We start from the raw sequence: 15,056 nt of genomic DNA, 5'->3' as shown, positions 1-15,056 counted from the left end.
TGGCGAATGAATTCGCCCCTACAGGTTTGTGCCCCGGCGTGACCACGAAAAAAAGCCCGGATTCTCATCCGGGCTTTTTCCATCAGGCCGGCGCAGCCGCCGTTCCCGCCGTCTGCCTGGCCTTGCGCGCCGCCAGGTACTGCAACAGCAGCCGCGCGCAGAGCACCAGCAGGGTCAGGCCGATCAGCAGCACCGAGATGGCCGCCACGCTGGGGTCGACGTTGTCCCGCAGGCCGCCCCAGATGCGTCGGGGCAGGGTGTTGACGTCGACGCTGGTGATGAACAGGGTCACCGCCACTTCCTCCCAGGACAGCGCGAAGCTCAGCAGGGCGGTGGAGGCGATGCCCAGCTTGAGGTTCGGCATCACCACCAGGAAGGTGGTCTGCATCAGGCTGGCGCCGAGGTTGCGCGAGGCCAGTTCGATGCGCCGATCGATCTGGCTCAGCGCCACCAGCATGGTCACCACGCCGTAGGGCACCACCATCACCACGTGGGCGATGATCACGCCGGGGATGGTGTCGTAGCCGAAGCCGGGGGCGATGCGGCCGAGGTTGGTCTCCATGAAGTAGAGCACCAGGGCCGAGATCACCGGCGGAATGGCCATCGGCAGCAGCACCAGGCCGATCAGCAGGGTGGCCAGGCGCGAGCGCAGGTACCAGATGCCGAGGCTGAAGCTCACCGCCAGGGCGGTGGCGATCAGGCTGGTGGCAAACGCGATGCCCAGGCTCTGGAGGATGCTCGCCATCCACTCCGGGTTGCCCAGCAGGGCCTCGTAGTGGCGCAGCGACCAATCGCCCTTGGGCATCGACAGGTAGCGCTTGTTGGTGAAGGACACCGGGATGACTGTCAGCAGCGGGAACAGCATGAAGGCCATGGCGACCGTGGCCAGCAGGCGGGTGGAAAGGCCGGTTTTATGTGTGTTCATGATCGATCAGCCCACCAGTCGGTTGACACGGGTTATGCGCAGCAGCAGCCAGATCAGCGCGCTGACCAGGGCCAGCAGGACCACGCTGAGGGCGGCGCCCAGGCCCCAGTTGCTGGTCTGGAACATCTGCAGGAAGACGTACTCGGCGATCATCACCGTCTGCCCGCCGCCCAGCAGCACCGGGGTGATGAAGAAGCCCAGGCAGAACACGAAGACCATGATGAAGGCGCCCAGCAGGCCCGGCACGGTCTGCGGCAGCAGCACCTGCCAGAAGGTGCGCAGCGCGCCGGCGCCGAGGCCGCGGGAGGCCAGCAGCACGCGCTGGTCGAGCTGGCGCATGCTGGAGAGCAGCGGGAACAGGGCGTAGGGAATCATGAAGTGGAGCATGCCGATGACCACGCCGGTTTCGTTGCGGGTCAGCTGCAGCGGCGAGTCGATCAGGCCCAGGCCCATCAGCCCGCCGTTCAGCACGCCGTTGCCACGCAGGGCGATCAGCCAGCCGAAGGCCCGCACCAGCACCGAGATCCAGAACGGGATGAAGATGCAGATCTCCACCATGCGTTGCCAGAACGGCGGGCTGAACACCCAGCAGTAGGCCAGCAGGTAGCCGATGACCAGCGCCAGGGTGCTGACCGTCAGGCACAGGCGCAGGGTGCGCCAGAGCATGTCGTGGATCGCCGGGTCGGTGGCGATGCGCTGGTACTGCTCGATGCCGGGCTCCGGCAGGGTGAAGCTCCAGCCCACCACGCCGAGGAACGGCAGCAGGTAGAAGACCACCAGCAGCAGGGGCAGGGGAATCAGCAGAAGGCTGCGCTCCAGGTTGGCGGAGTGGGTTGTGCTCATGCGCGGCGGCTCACTTGGAAAGGTGGGTCAGGTACTGTTCCAGGGTGCTGGCGTAGTGGTCGGCGTACCACTCCACGTCGAGGAAGATCTGCTTCTTGAAGTTCTCCTCGGAAGCGCAATCGGCTTCACGCTGCTCGGCCGTCATCAGCTTCTGGGTGGCGCTGTTGGACGGGCCGTTGCCCAGCAGCTCGAACAGCTTGAGCTGGCCTTCCGGCTGCAGCGCGTGCTGGATGAAGCGCATGGCCTCCTGGCTGCCGCCGGGGTTGCCGTTGAGTACCGCCCAGCTGCTGGCATTCAGGAACGCATTGTCGTAGCCCCAGCGGATGCGCTCTTCGCTGTCTTCGGCGAGCAGCTTGGCGCGGGTGCTCCAGATGGCGCCCATCGAGACTTCGCCCTCGATCATCAGTTGCTGGCTCTCGGCACCGGAGCTCCAGAAGGACAGGACGTGGGGCTTGATCTCGTCGATCTTGCGCAGGGCGCGCGGCACGTCCAGCGGGTAGAGCTGGTCGGCGGGCACGCCGTCGGCCAGCAGCGCGGCTTCCAGCATGCCGTTCATCCACTTGTAGAGGGTGCGCTTGCCGGGGAATTTCTCGACGTTCCAGAAATCGGCCCAACTGACCGGACCCTGGTCACCGAACTGCTCGCTGTCCCAGGCCATCACATAGCTGAACAGGTAGCCGGCGATGCCATGGTCGTGGGCGAGGGCGGGGGCCACCTGGCCGCGCTGGATGGTGTTGTAGTCCAGGGGCTGGAGGATCTTGTCGCGGCCCAGGGTCATGGCGCTGTAGCTGTCCACGTCGACCACGTCCCAGCTCGGCTTGCCGCTGGCCAGCTGCGAGCGGATGGCGCCTTCGGTGGGGCCGGCGCCGTCGATGCGCACCTGGATGCCGGTGCTCTGGGCGAAACTGTCGGTCCAGGCGCGGCGGAAGGCGTCGAGGGCGTCGCCGCCCCAGTTCACCACCACCAGGGGCTTGCTGTCCGCCGCCCAGCCGATACCGCTGCGCATGGCGAGCGGCGCGGCCGCCAGCAGGCCCATGGCCTGGATGAAGGTGCGGCGGTTGATCTGCCCGCCACGGGCTTTCTCGATGAGGACTTCGATGCAGTCGCGCTGATGTTCCTGGCTCATGGGCAATTCCTCGCGTGGCCCGCCCCACTGGGCGCGGCCGATTGTTGTTGTAGGGAAACGCAGTGGATGGCGTGGCTGCGGCTCAGGCTTCCAGGAGGAAGCTGCGCTGCACCGGCCAGCTCAGCCAGACCGGTGTGCCGCTGGCCAGCTGGGCGCCCGGATGGTTGCCGGGCACCGCCAGGTTGATGGCCGGGGCGTCCTGGCCGAGCTTCAGCGCCAGGTGGGTACTGGCGCCCTGGTAGACCTTCTCGGTGAGGTGCGCGGCGACAACGTTGTGGCCGCTGAGGTCCGGGCGCTCGGTGTGCAGGTCCATGTGCTCGGGACGCACCGCCAGCAGCAGCGGTTGGCTGCCCAGGACTTGCGGGGCGGCGGCGTGCAACTGGTTGTCGCCGCAACGGCCGCTGGCATGGCTGCCATTGCGGGTCACGTCGGCCAGGGGGAAGAGGTTCATCTTGCCGAGGAATTCGGCGACGAAGCGGCTGTTGGGCCTGTCGTAGATGTCTTCCGGGCTGTCGACCTGGGCCAGCCGACCCTGGTTGAAGATGGCGATGCGGGTGGACAGCGCCAGGGCCTCGCCCTGGTCGTGGGTGACGAAGACGAAGCTGGTGCCCACCTGGCGGTGGATGCGCTGCAGCTCCGCCTGGAGTTGTTCGCGGAGGTTCTTGTCCAGGGCGGAAAGGGGTTCGTCGAGCAGCAGCAGGTCGGGCTCGAACACCAGGGCGCGGGCGATGGCGACGCGCTGCTGCTGGCCGCCGGAGAGTTCCGCCGGCTTCTTCTTCATATGGGCGCCGAGGCCCACCACTTCGAGGATGTGCCTGACCCGGCGCTGGCGCTCCTCGGCCTTCACGCCACGGATGCGCAGGGGATAGGCGACGTTGTCCGCCACGCTCATGTGCGGGAACAGGGCATAGCCCTGGAACACCATGCCGAAGTTGCGCTTCTCGGCCGGGCGGCGGCTGATGTCGACGCCGTTTTCCATCAGTTGGCCGGCGGTGGCTTCGAGGAAGCCGGCGAGGATCATCAGCAAGGTGGTCTTGCCCGAGCCGGATGGGCCGAGGAGGGTGAGGAACTCACCCTGGCGGATGTCCAGGTCGATGCCGTCCAGGGCGGTGAAATGTCCGTACTGCTTCCTGATCCCCTGGGCGCTGAGCTGGATGGCCTGACTGCTGGGCACGCTGGTTACTCCCCTTTGTTGTGCTGGGACTCGCAGAGGGGCCCCGGATTGGGTGTTTTGGCCATTATTGTCAAAGCCAGCGCTACAACAATCGATTTATTTCTCCATTAATGTTTAGTTTTTTTGGACATTAATGGGGCTGGATCGGCACCGAACCGTAGGATGGGTGGAGCCTGCGATACCCATCATTCGTGACCGCATGGGTATCGCTCCGCTCCACCCATCCTACGGACTGTCGCTTCAGCGGTTGTCTGACCACAGCTGGGTCGAGGCCTGCAGCTGGGTCTTCACCCAGTTGCCGAAGGCCTGCACGGCCGGGCGCTCGGCCTTCTGCGGGTCGGCCACCAGGTAATAGCCACGGTGGGAATCGATGACGATCTCGAAGGGCCGCACCAGCAGCCCGCGGGCCATGGCGTCGCCGCTGATCAGGTTGTCGCCCATGGCCACGCCCTGGGCGGCGATGCAGGCCGACTGGGCGCAGTGGGCATCGGAGAAGACGATGCCGCTGGCGACATCCACGCGGGATGCGCCCGCGGCGGCAAGCCAGACCCGCCAGTCGCTGTAGTCGGTCATGTGCAGCAGGGGAAAGCCGGCCAGCTCCTGGGGGCTCTTCAGGCCGCCCAGGGCGTTGATCAGGCGTGGGCTGCACACCGGGAAGAAGCGCAGGGCGACGATCTGCTCCACCGTCATGTCCGGCCAGTCGCCGATGCCGTAGGCGATGAACAGGTCGACGTTGGCGTTGCTCACGTCGTCCGGCGAGCGCGGCGAGATCAGCTGCAGCTGGATCTGCGGGTATTCCCGCAGGAATCCGCCGATGTGGTGGCACAGCCAGTAGGTGGCGAAGCCGGGGTTGCAGCTGACGCAGAGGCGCCCGGAGATTTCCTGGTCGTCCAGGCGGCGGCTGGCCTCTTCCAGGTTGGAGAGGATGCGGTGCACCTCGCGGGCATAGCGTTCGCCCCGGTAGGTGAGGCCGATGCCCCGGCCGATGCGCTCGGTGAGCGGGAAGCCCAGGCTCTCTTCCAGGCTGCTGATCTGGTGGCTGATGGCGCTGCGGGTCAGGTTCAGCTCCTGGGCGGCGGCGGACACGCTGCCCAGCCGGGCGACGGCGTCCAGTGCGCGCAGGGCGGTCATCGAGGGAAAGCGCATGGAGGCTCCGGTGTGCAGATTTGAGGTGAAAATATCTAAACATTAGTGGCGAAATAAATCGATTGTTGTATTGCTCGACTCAACAATACTAGGGCCAGCCCGCTCCTGGCCCCTCTGCGTGGACCGGAGTCGTCACCTCACAAGGAATCCGTTCATGCACGAGCCCAAGCAATTCGCCCTGGACTGGGTGGAGCAGCAGCACAAGACCCTGTCGGACTGGCACCAGGTGATTTGGCACTACGCCGAACCGGCCTTCCGCGAGTACAAGTCCTGCGCCTGGTACGTCGAGCTGCTGCGCAAGGAAGGTTTCGAGGTGGAGAAGGGCAGCGGTGGGATGCCGACGGCCTTCTGCGCCACCTTCAGGAACGGTGAGGGCCCGGTGCTGGCCACCTATGGCGAGTACGACGCGGTGCCCGGCAACTGCCAGGCGGCGGCGACCAGCAAGATGCCCCGCGACGGGCTGTCGCGCTTCGCGCCCGGGCATACCGACCCGCATTCCGCGCTGGGCATCAGCGCCCTCGGCGGCCTGCTGGCGGCCAAGGCGGCGATGCTCGAGCACGGCATCCAGGGCACGCTGAAGTTCTTCGGCGAGCCGGCGGAAAAGCTCCGCGCCTCCAAGCCGGTGCACGCCGCCAAGGGCTACTACGACGACCTCGACGCGGCCATCAGCTTCCACCCCACCTACATGCTGCCGCTGAACAACACCACCACCTGGGACACCCACTGCGGCATCGCCTACGCCTACATCTACACCTTCACCTGCGAAGATCCGCAGAACTGGATCGCCTCGGACAAGTACAGCCCGATCCCGCAGAACCACCTGGCGGCACGGGCTCCCGGCGCCAACGATGCGCTGGTGCACTTCTACACCCTGAACGAGAGCCTGCGCCGCTCCACGCTGCCCTTCACCGGCCTGTGGAGCTACAACGAGGCCATCCTCACCGCCGGCCAGGCCACTGCCGACAACCTGCCGCCGCACATTTCGCAGATCCAGTACCTGCTGCGTTGCGACTCCATCGAGCAGGCCGAGACCATCGCCCAGGTGATGGATAACAACGCCGCCGCCGCCGCCCTGGCCACCGGTTGCCAGTGGAAGAAGACCTGGGTGTGCAAGTCCCGTGGCGGCCTGCCCAACCATGTGATGGCCCAGGCCACCTACGACAACCTGGCCGCCGTCGGCGCGCCGCGCTGGGGCGGCGAGGCCATCGAGATCGCCCGGGAAATCCAGGCCAACCTGGGCCTGGAACCCATGGAGAAGCCCTTCCTGCCGGCCACCGAGGAACTGATCGAACCGCAGGAATGCGAGCGCCAGCTGCGTCTGCAGATGCCGGCCTGGCAGAAGCACCTGACCTCCGACGACTACCCGGAATACACCTGGCATTGCCCCACCGTGCGCCTGCTGGTGGCGCGGCCGATGCTCTCGGCGCCGGCCGGCTACACCTATCCGGACTGGGTCGCCAATGCCCTGGGCGGCATCCGCCAGACCATCGACCCGATGATCCAGGTGGCGGCCAAGACCATTGCCGCCACCCTGGTGGACCTGCTCACCCGCCCGGACCTGCTGGCCGCCGCCCGCGCCGAGTTCGTCGAGCGCACCGGCGGCGGCATCGGCGGCAGCCGCTGGCAGGCGCCGTTGCTGCCGAAGGATTTCCAGGCGCCCCATCGCTACCGCTGGCCGGAATACATCCGCACCGTACGTGGCGAAGAGTGGTGGATTCCCGCCCGCGACGACGAATGACCCGCTGCGGGCCGCCGGGCCCGCAACCTCCACTGCAGACGAATCTCCCAGACGGGCGACAAGCCCGCGTGCAATCGATGAAAAGGTGTCACTGCCATGGGTAACCCCACCGACTACCGCTCCAGCAACGTCCCCGGCCCGGTCGGCGCCGCCGACCTGGTGCTGACCAACGGCCGCATCTATACCGTGGACGAGGCCAACCCCTGGGCCGAGGCGGTGGCCATCCGTGGCGGGCGCTTCATCGCCGTCGGCGCCAGCGCCGCGATGGACGGCCTGATCGGCGAGCGCACCCAGGTGGTCGACCTCAAGGGCCGTTTCGCCATGCCCGGTCTCTACGACATGCACACCCACCCGGACCTCAAGCTGGCCCCCGGCTACGCGGGCTACCTGGAAGTGGGCGTGGAGGACCCGACGCCCGAGCAGGTGAAACAGGCCATCCTCGACTACGCCGCGGCCCACCCGGGCGACGGCTGGGTCTACGGCCAGTACTTCGTGCGCTACACCTTCAAGCAGGCCGGCCTGGTGCCGGACCGCGACTGGCTGGATAGCGTGCTGCCGGACCGCCCGGTGGCCATCCTCGACCGCTCCTGGGGCTGCATGATGGTCAACTCCAGGGCCCTGGAACTGGCCGGCATCGACGCCGAGACCCTGGACCCGCGCCATGGCTACATCGAGCGCGACAGCGTCACCGGCGAACCCACCGGCATCCTGGTGGACGGCGCCTACGCCATGATCCACGCCGCCATGCCGCCGACACCGCAGCACGCGCTGAAGCGCGCCTACCGCGAAGGCGTCTGGTTCCAGAGCGGCCATGGCGTGGTCGGCACCAAGTACGTGCACGTCTGCGAGCATCGCCTCAATGCGTTGAAGTCCATCGACCAGGCCGGCGAGCTGTCGGTGCGGGTGGAGGCCGCCATCAGCTGGCAGGACGACATCTTCCCGGTGAAGCGCCGCTGGGAGCTGCTGGCCGGCGAGCGCCACTACTACCGCAGCGCCCGCCTCAACGCCAACGCGGTGAAATTCCATTTCGACGGCACCCATGAATCCCGCTCGTCCTACCTGTCCAGCGCCTGGCCGGGGGACAGTGCCTGGCGCGGTCACCTCAACCTGACTCCGGAACACATCACCGACATGGTGGTGGACATGGACCGCCGTGGCATCCGCGTGATCGCCCACTGCACCGGCGACGGCGCCTCCGACCTGTTCCTCGACGCCGTGGCCGAGGCCCGCCGGCGCAACGGCTACAGCGGCGTGCGCCACCAGTGCGCCCACAGCACCACGTTGCTGGACGCCAACCTGCCGCGCTTCGCCGAACTGAAGGTCACCGCCGAGTTTTCCCCGGTGGGCTGGTTCCCGTCTTCCTTCGCCTACGCCCGCGCGGTGTTCGGCGAGGACCGCATGCAGCGCGCCTACAACTTCAAGGGTGTGCTGGAGCAGGGCGGCGTGGCGGTGATGGGCACCGACTGGCCGGTGTCCAGCATCAACCCCTGGATCGGTTTCGAGGCCATGGTCACCCGCGAGAATCCCTACGGCGAAGAGGAGGGGCGCTTCTACGGCGAGCCCATCAGCCTGGAGCAGGCCATCCGCGTGATGACCCTCAACGGCGCCTGGTGCATGGGCATCGAGGACAAGGCCGGTTCCATCGAAGTGGGCAAGTCCGCCGACCTGATCGTGCTGGATCGCAACCTCTTCGAGGTGGCGCCCAAGGGCAATATCCACGCCACCCAGGTGCAGCTGACCCTGCTGGAAGGCGAGGTGACCTGGGACCGCCATGGCGAATTCGCCGATTCGGTCTATGCCGCGACCTGGCAGGGCGAGCTGCCGGACATTCTTTGAGGGAGCCGGGACAGGACGCTGGATCATGAGCAGACACGAACCCATACCCGTCACCCTGGTGTCCGGATTCCTCGGCGCCGGCAAGACCACCTTGCTGAACCGCATCCTCACCAGCGACCACGGCCTGCGCATGGCGGTGATGGTCAACGACTTCGGCGCCATCAATATCGACAGCCAGCTGATCGTCAGCCAGACCCGGACCACCGTCAGCCTGGCCAACGGCTGCATCTGCTGCACGGTGGAGAGCGACCTGATCGAACAGCTCGGCCGCCTGCTGGATGACCGCCAGAACCGCCCCGAATACATCGTCATCGAGGCCAGCGGAGTGTCCAACCCGGGCAAGATCGCCAACACCCTGCGCTACCCGCAGTTCCGCGAGGCGCTGGCCATCGACAGCATCCTCACGGTGGTGGATGCCGAACAGTTCGAGTCCCTGGAAGGCGAAATGGCGCGGCTGGCCATGGAGCAGCTGGATGTGGCGGACATCATCGTCCTCAACAAGGTGGATCGTGTCAGCCGTGAACAGCTGGAGGCCCTCAAGGTTCGCTGGCTCTATCCCAAGGCCCGGTTGCTGGAGAGCGAGTACGGCGAGGTGCCGCTGGAGCTGGTGCTGGGGGTCGGGCGCTTCAAGGCCGGCTGGAGCTTCCGGCCGGCAGGCGCTACGCCGCACCCGCTGATGACGACCGTTCCGGCGCCGGATCATTCCGCGATCTTCGAGACCTGGAGCTTCTCCAGCGACCGGCCCCTGTCGCTGAAGGCCCTGCGCCAGGCATTGGCCAACCTGCCGGCCGATATCTACCGGGCGAAGGGCGTGTGCCAGATCGCCGAGGCGCCGGGCAAGCGTTGCATCCTGCACCTGGTGGGCAGCCGCAGCGAGATCAATCCGGAAGAGAACTGGGAGGACAGGGCGCCGCATACCCAGTTGATCGTCATCGGCAAGCACGGGGCCATCGATGCGGTGGCGTTGCAGGCGGCGTTCGAGGCTTGTGTGGCCTGAGGCTGGCATCACTTGTAGGGGCGAAGTCATTTGAACTTGGGAAACCACGTCCTGAGGACGTGGTCATGAGTCAGCGGCTCTGCCTGTGACGATTCGAATGTCCGGGCTGGCAGGATGAAGCCGATCCGGTAGGGTGCGCCGTGCGCACCGGCGGTTCGACGTGGTGCCGAAGCCGATCCCGGAATCGGTGCGCGCAGCGCACCCTAGGGTCCAGGCCAGGCGAAAGGGGGGTGGTCTTGTGCCGGGGGAGGATTCGCCCCCTTCCAGGGGGCTAGCGCAAGTCCAGGTTCTACGAACGTGGATGCTTACTCGCCAGGCGGGCCGAAGGCCTGCCCATTCTCACTCCCAGTCATCCGGTTTCCTGTCCTTGCTCGGCGCCTTGTCGCTGATGCGTTTCACATCGGCGGCCGGCACCTGTTCCGGCGGTTGGCTCGGGCCCTGGGGCCTGGGGGCGGGCGTACGGACATTGGGGTCGCTGCTCATCGCGGGTTCCTCCGGGTCAATCCCTTCCTTCAAGCGCAGCATAATCCGGCGCCGCCAGCCGGCCGTCGGTCGAATGGTCCGCTTCGGCATACGGCATACACTGTCTGCATCGGCTGAGGTGGAGTATGACCATGAGCGGCAATGTCGACTTGAACCAGCGCCCCCCTTATGACCAGGTGATCCAGGACATAGCCGACTATGTGCTGGCCTACCGGGTCGAATCCGTGGAGGCACTGGATACCGCGCGCAACTGCCTGATGGACAGCCTCGGCTGTGCGCTGATGGCCTTGCGCTTTCCCGAATGCACCAAGCTGCTCGGGCCGCTGGTGGAGGGTACCCAGGTGCCCCAGGGCGCGCGGGTGCCGGGAACGCCTTACCGGCTGGACCCGGTCAAGGCCGCCTGGGACCTGGGCAGCATGATCCGCTGGCTGGACTTCAACGACACCTGGCTGGCGGCGGAATGGGCCCACCCCTCCGACAACCTGGGCGGCATCCTCGCCGTGGCCGACCACCTGTCCCAGCGGCGCGTGGCCCGTGGCGAGGCGCCGTTGACCATGCGCCTGGTGCTGGAAGCCATGGTCAAGGCCCACGAGATCCAGGGTGTGATGGCCCTGGAAAACTCGTTCAACCGCGTCGGCCTGGACCACGTGGTGCTGGTCAAGCTGGCATCCACGGCAGTCTGCGCCTGGCTGATGGGCGCGGACCGCGAGCAGTTGCTCTCGGCCATCTCCCACGCCCTGGTAGACGGCCAGGCGCTGCGTACCTACCGCCACGCGCCCAACGCCGGCTCACGCAAGTCCTGGGCGGCGGGGGACGCCACCAGCCGTGGCGTGCGCCTGGCGGATATCGCCCTGCGTGGCGAGATGGGGGTGCCCGGCGTGCTGAGTGCGCCGCAGTGGGGGTTCTACGACGTGTCCTTCAGCCATACCAACAAGGACCTGGCCACCAAGCCGCCGGAGCAGCGTTGCTTCAGCCTGGCCCTGGGGTTCGGCTGCCAGGTGATGGAGAACATCCTGTTCAAGATCAGCTTCCCCGCCGAATTCCATGGCCAGACCGCCTGCGAAGCGGCGGTGCGCCTGCACCCGCAGGTGCGCAATCGGGTCACCGAGATCGACCGCATCCTGATCAGCACCCAGGAGTCGGCCATCCGCATCATCGACAAGGTCGGCCCCCTGGCCAATGCCGCCGACCGCGACCACTGCCTCCAGTACATGACGGCCGTGGCCCTGGCGTTCGGCAACCTGGTGGCCGAGCACTATGAAGATGACTTCCACAAGGCCCATCCGATCATCGATCGCCTGCGCGAGCGCATGGAGGTAGTCGAAGACCCGCGCTACAGCCGCGAATACCTGGAAGCCGACAAGCGCTCCATCGCCAATGCCGTGCAGGTGTTCTTCAAGGACGGCAGGCACACGGAAAAGATGGAGGTGGAATACCCCATCGGCCACCGCCGGCGGCGCAGCGAGGGGATGCCGTTGCTGGAAGAGAAATTCAGGGCCAGCCTGGCGACCCGGTTCGTCCCCCAGCGCTGCGCGCAGATCTTCGCCCTGTGCAAGGACCAGGCGGCGCTCGAGGCGATGCCGGTGGACCGCTTCGTGGAGCTGTTCGTAGCCTGAGGCCGCTAGCGGTGCCTGCGCCAGCCGCCACCTGTTGGCCTGGACAGGCGGCGGGTCGTGGCGGAGGACGATCAGTAGTCGTCGTAATGTCGTCCGCGGCAGGTCTTTTCCTTGTCGAAGACTTCGCGGGACGCTTCGATACGGACGCGGCAGGGGCCGTCGCGGAAGTCGCGGTGCCATTCGCCGCGTCGCCAGGTCTTGCCGCGGCCGTCGGGGCAGCGAATGACCTTCCTGTAGTAGCCGCGGTCAGTGATTTCCTTGACCCGGCACGGGCCGTCCCGGTACCGCTCGACCCTGGCGTCATCCCTGTCCCGTCTGTAGTCGGCCAGGGCACTCGGAGCGGTGCCGGCAATGGCTGCGACCAGGAGAAACATACCCATGAGCGGGCCTGTTTTCATTTCATACCTCGATTCCGAAACGGCTGGTGATAGCCGGTGGCCGGCACGTCTGTCGGGCGGCTGGCGACCTGGCGCCTGATCAGACCGCGGGCCCGGCATTTTGCTCCGTAGTGCAGTCCGTCTTGCGGCGGGGCGGGGAGGGTGGCCGCTTCCTATACTCAAATAACCCTGGCCGGACGGCCTGTAGGGCGGACAAGCCCCCATGAGCGCTGAAAGCGGTCCTCCCGAAAGCGGGATAGGACCCACGCCGGGCTGGCTCCACGGAGCCATGGGTCTGGCGGTTTCCATCCTCTTCGTCGCCGCAATGGCGGCGGTGGGTGGGTGCGCCTCGCAGCGAGCCCCGGAAGCAGCGCCGCCGGTAGTGGTTTCCCAGAGCACCTGGCGGCAGGTCGACCGCGATATCGCCGCCGCCTCCCTGACCGCCACCAGCCAGGCCCGCAGTTACGCGCAGGACTCCATGGAGCGCTGGATGGACCTGGTGTACCAGCGCACCGATTCCGACTTCATCCCGTGGTTTTCCAGCTTCTGGACGCGCAAGTGGCTGAGCATGAAGGTGGCCTGGTACCGCCTGAGTTCCGACGGTGAGCGGGAGGAGACGGTGAACCGGTTGACCGGTTACCTGCAGGAGGCCTACGACGACCATGTGCTGGAGCCGGTGGCCAGGGAGATCGATCCCGACGAGGTCATGGAACAGGCCACCCGGCTCTACATCCGCCAGCTCGACCAGCGCCTGCAGTTGATCCCCGAGCGACGCGGCGTACCTGGCGACCAGTTCGACGAGCACCTGAAGAAGATCCCGGCCATCGAGCTTGCGCCACCCCCTGAGCACAGCGCCTCGCTGTACCAGGTTCTGCGTGCCGATCCGCTGGAAGAGCTGCCGGCCTTCGCCGCCCTGATGGGACGCATCCGCCATTCACCCAGCGGTGCCGGGGCCTGGGCCACGGATTCGGGCCTGTCGTCCATCACCCGGCAGACCAGTGAGCAACTGGAATCGGAAATGATGACCAGTGGCGCGGTCAGCGTAGTGTCGAGCTTCGTCGGGCGGGTGGCCGGTTCGGTGCTCTCCCTTGGCTTCACCGGTTTTACCGCCATGCTCCAGGAAGACGAACGGCCCGGTCGGGAAGCGCACTTGCGCAAGAGCCTCAATGAGGCGTTCGACGAGGAATGGCTGGAGCTGATGCGCAATACCGAGACCGGCGTGATGGCCGGCGTGTTCCACCTGTCCGGGCAGGTGGAGGGCAGCCTGGGGCAGACGGAAACCCTGCCCATCCAGTTCGAGCCGCAACCGAAGGTGGTGCCGGTGCCCTGGGAGTGACGATCCTCCTCCACTGGACACCCGCGCCCAGCAGGCCATCCGGCCCGCGCGGGGAGCGCTGTCATGAAATGAGAAGCTGCTGTCGTGCGATGAGAAGCACCGTCAGGAGCAGATGCCTAGAGTCCAATCCATGGGTCCGTGACCCGACCACAAGAATGCAGATTGGAGAAAAGGCATGGCCAAAGCCGTTCGCTTCTATGAAACCGGGGGCCCGGAAGTTCTTCGTTACGAAGAGGTCGAGGTCGCTGACCCCGGTCCAGGGGAAGTGCGCATCCGTCACGTCGCCGTAGGCCTGAACTACGCCGATACCTATTTCCGCAACGGAACCTATCCGATCCCGCTGCCCAACGGCATCGGGGTGGAGGCTTCGGGTGTGGTCGTGGCGGTGGGCGAGGGCGTGAACAATGTCGCCCTGGGCGACCGCGTGACCTACACCGGCTTCATCAACACCCTCGGCGCCTACAGCACCGAGCGCCTGGTACCGGCGGCTCCGCTGATCAAGCTGCCCGAGACCATCTCCTTCGAGACCGCTGCCGCCATGACCATGCGCGGCCTGACTTCCTCCTACCTGATGCGCCGCATCCATGATTTCAAGGAAGGCGACAGCATCCTCCTGCACGCCGCCGCAGGTGGCGTGGGCCTGATCGTCTCGCAGTGGGCCAAGCTGCTCGGCCTGACCGTGATCGGCACCGTCTCCACCGAGGCCAAGGCCGAAGTCGCCCGCGCCCACGGCTGCGACCACGTGATCAATTACAGCGACGAAGACATCGCCAAGCGCGTACGCGAGCTGACCGGCGGACGCGGTGTGGACGTGGTCTTCGATAGCGTCGGCAAGAACACCTTCATGGCCTCCCTGGATTCGCTCAAGCGCCGTGGCCTGATGGTCTGCGTCGGCACCGCATCCGGTCCGATCCCGGCTTTCGATCCGGTGCTGCTGGCGATGAAGGGCTCGCTGTTCATCACCCGTCCGGCCCTGGCCGATTACATCGCCGACCCGGCCGAGAAGGCCGAGCTGGTAGGCGAACTGTTCGACCACGTCGGCAACGGCCGCATCCGTATCGACATCAACCAGCACTATGCGCTGGAGGACGCGGTCCAGGCCCATCGGGACCTGGAATCGCGCAAGACCACCGGTTCTTCGATCTTCGTCATTTGAGGGCGCGGCCATGAAAGTCGAGCAACTGACCTGTGCCATAGGTGCGGAAATCAGTGGAGTGAACCTGGGTGACGCTGCCCGTGACGAGAGCCTGTTCGCCGAGATCAAGGCCCTGCTGCTCCAGCACAAGGTGCTGTTCCTCCGCGACCAGAAGATCAGCCGCGCCGAACATGTGGCCTTCGCCCGCCGCTTCGGCGAGCTGGAAGACCACCCGGTGGCCGGCAGCGACCCGGAGCATCCCGGCCTGGTGCGCATCTACAAGAACCCGGACCAGCCCAACGACCGCTACGAAAACGCCTGGCA

General features: G+C 66.4%; 14 protein-coding genes. 7 read left to right on the top strand and 7 right to left on the bottom strand.

Annotated features, from left to right (window positions below; genetic code table 11):
- Window positions 1–82: 82 nt before the first annotated feature.
- The 5 genes from ACFPU0_RS03710 to ACFPU0_RS03690 all read right to left on the bottom strand — a co-directional run bounded on the left by ACFPU0_RS03710 (window position 83) and on the right by ACFPU0_RS03690 (window position 5,214).
- Window positions 83–925, bottom strand: coding sequence for an ABC transporter permease (locus ACFPU0_RS03710; RefSeq protein WP_377691440.1), 843 nt, complete (start codon window positions 923–925; stop codon window positions 83–85).
- 6 nt (window positions 926–931) lie between these two features.
- Window positions 932–1,768 carry an ABC transporter permease gene (locus ACFPU0_RS03705; protein ID WP_377691439.1) on the bottom strand — a complete coding sequence of 279 codons (837 nt, stop codon included), beginning with the start codon at window positions 1,766–1,768 and terminating at the stop codon, window positions 932–934.
- 10 nt (window positions 1,769–1,778) lie between these two features.
- Complete coding sequence (locus tag ACFPU0_RS03700; RefSeq protein ID WP_377691438.1) at window positions 1,779–2,894, bottom strand: ABC transporter substrate-binding protein; 1,116 nt, start codon at window positions 2,892–2,894, stop codon at window positions 1,779–1,781.
- 82 nt (window positions 2,895–2,976) lie between these two features.
- On the bottom strand, window positions 2,977–4,068 hold the full coding sequence (locus tag ACFPU0_RS03695) for an ABC transporter ATP-binding protein (RefSeq protein ID WP_377691437.1): 1,092 nt from the start codon (window positions 4,066–4,068) through the stop codon (window positions 2,977–2,979).
- A 240-nt stretch (window positions 4,069–4,308) separates the two neighbouring features.
- A complete protein-coding gene (locus ACFPU0_RS03690; protein ID WP_377691436.1) occupies window positions 4,309–5,214 on the bottom strand; it encodes a LysR substrate-binding domain-containing protein in 906 nt (301 codons plus the stop codon).
- 154 nt (window positions 5,215–5,368) lie between these two features.
- Between ACFPU0_RS03690 and ACFPU0_RS03685 the strand changes: the two genes are divergently transcribed.
- The 3 genes from ACFPU0_RS03685 to ACFPU0_RS03675 all read left to right on the top strand — a co-directional run bounded on the left by ACFPU0_RS03685 (window position 5,369) and on the right by ACFPU0_RS03675 (window position 9,785).
- Window positions 5,369–6,952, top strand: a complete 1,584-nt coding sequence (locus ACFPU0_RS03685) for an amidohydrolase (RefSeq protein ID WP_377691435.1) — start codon at window positions 5,369–5,371, stop codon at window positions 6,950–6,952.
- A 96-nt stretch (window positions 6,953–7,048) separates the two neighbouring features.
- A complete protein-coding gene (locus ACFPU0_RS03680) occupies window positions 7,049–8,788 on the top strand; it encodes an amidohydrolase (protein ID WP_377691434.1) in 1,740 nt (579 codons plus the stop codon).
- Between the two features lie 25 nt (window positions 8,789–8,813).
- Complete coding sequence (locus ACFPU0_RS03675; protein ID WP_377691433.1) at window positions 8,814–9,785, top strand: CobW family GTP-binding protein; 972 nt, start codon at window positions 8,814–8,816, stop codon at window positions 9,783–9,785.
- 339 nt (window positions 9,786–10,124) lie between these two features.
- Here ACFPU0_RS03675 and ACFPU0_RS03670 read toward each other — a convergent pair whose 3' ends face one another.
- Entirely contained in the window at window positions 10,125–10,268 is a 144-nt protein-coding gene (locus tag ACFPU0_RS03670) for a hypothetical protein (protein WP_377691432.1), read from the bottom strand.
- 131 nt (window positions 10,269–10,399) lie between these two features.
- On the opposite strand from ACFPU0_RS03670, the gene prpD reads away from it, so the two are divergent.
- The gene (gene prpD / locus ACFPU0_RS03665; protein ID WP_377691431.1) at window positions 10,400–11,884 is read left to right on the top strand and encodes a 2-methylcitrate dehydratase; all 1,485 of its coding nucleotides are present in this window, start codon (window positions 10,400–10,402) and stop codon (window positions 11,882–11,884) included.
- A 71-nt stretch (window positions 11,885–11,955) separates the two neighbouring features.
- Here prpD and ACFPU0_RS03660 read toward each other — a convergent pair whose 3' ends face one another.
- Window positions 11,956–12,264: a hypothetical protein gene (locus ACFPU0_RS03660; RefSeq protein WP_377691430.1), complete on the bottom strand. Its 309-nt coding sequence runs from the start codon at window positions 12,262–12,264 to the stop codon at window positions 11,956–11,958.
- A 286-nt stretch (window positions 12,265–12,550) separates the two neighbouring features.
- Here ACFPU0_RS03660 and ACFPU0_RS03655 point away from each other — a divergent pair, with 286 nt between their 5' ends.
- The 3 genes from ACFPU0_RS03655 to ACFPU0_RS03645 all read left to right on the top strand — a co-directional run.
- Entirely contained in the window at window positions 12,551–13,597 is a 1,047-nt protein-coding gene (locus tag ACFPU0_RS03655; RefSeq protein ID WP_377691429.1) for a hypothetical protein, read from the top strand.
- A gap of 175 nt (window positions 13,598–13,772) precedes the next feature.
- Window positions 13,773–14,753 (top strand): quinone oxidoreductase family protein, encoded by a 981-nt coding sequence (locus ACFPU0_RS03650; protein ID WP_377691428.1) that lies wholly within the window; start codon window positions 13,773–13,775, stop codon window positions 14,751–14,753.
- Window positions 14,754–14,763: 10 nt separating this feature from the next.
- Window positions 14,764–15,056: TauD/TfdA dioxygenase family protein (locus tag ACFPU0_RS03645; RefSeq protein WP_377691427.1), on the top strand; the 293-nt coding region annotated here is incomplete at its 3' end.

The sequence above is a fragment of the Pseudomonas sp. GCM10022186 genome, from assembly GCF_042656385.1.
GTDB lineage: Bacteria > Pseudomonadota > Gammaproteobacteria > Pseudomonadales > Pseudomonadaceae > Metapseudomonas.
This window is presented reverse-complemented; position numbering and strand designations above follow the sequence as displayed.